The organism is Anaerovorax odorimutans (assembly GCF_024459955.1).
GTDB classification, from domain to species: domain Bacteria; phylum Bacillota; class Clostridia; order Peptostreptococcales; family Anaerovoracaceae; genus Hominibacterium; species Hominibacterium odorimutans_A.
The window spans coordinates 1-320 of record NZ_JANFXK010000127.1; the positions used below are offsets into that span (position 1 = coordinate 1).

The 320-nt window shown below is 49.4% G+C and carries 2 protein-coding genes; both read right to left on the reverse strand.

Translation table 11 applies throughout. The annotated features are described in order from the left end of the window. The coding region (locus tag NE619_RS19375) for an ssDNA-binding protein (RefSeq protein WP_256133882.1) at positions 1–127 on the reverse strand (127 nt) is incomplete at its 3' end. Positions 128–129: 2 nt separating this feature from the next. Beyond that, the coding region (locus NE619_RS18180; protein WP_256133881.1) for a DUF2800 domain-containing protein at positions 130–320 on the reverse strand (191 nt) is incomplete at its 5' end.

Sequence of the window (320 nt, forward strand, 5' to 3'; positions counted from 1 at the left end):
TTGGCACCAGAATGGTGCAGCTGTATTTCGGCTCCTGTCCCGAGTTATGCGCGTATGGTGTGAACAGATGCACATAGGACAATCTCACTTTATCGGTAACGACTTTCGTTGGTTTTACTTCTCTCATTGTTATTCCTCCTTAAAATCTTCCTCCGCGGAAGTCTGTAATGTGATCGCTTCTCGTTCGTCTTCCTCCGGGGCCAGGGTCGGTTTTCCCGGTGGTTTAACCACCTGGTCGGCCAGCAGCTCCCGAAATTCTTTTTTACCGAGCATCTTCTCAATCTCGGAAAGGGTGTGCGGTTTTCGCACGTAGAGCATTT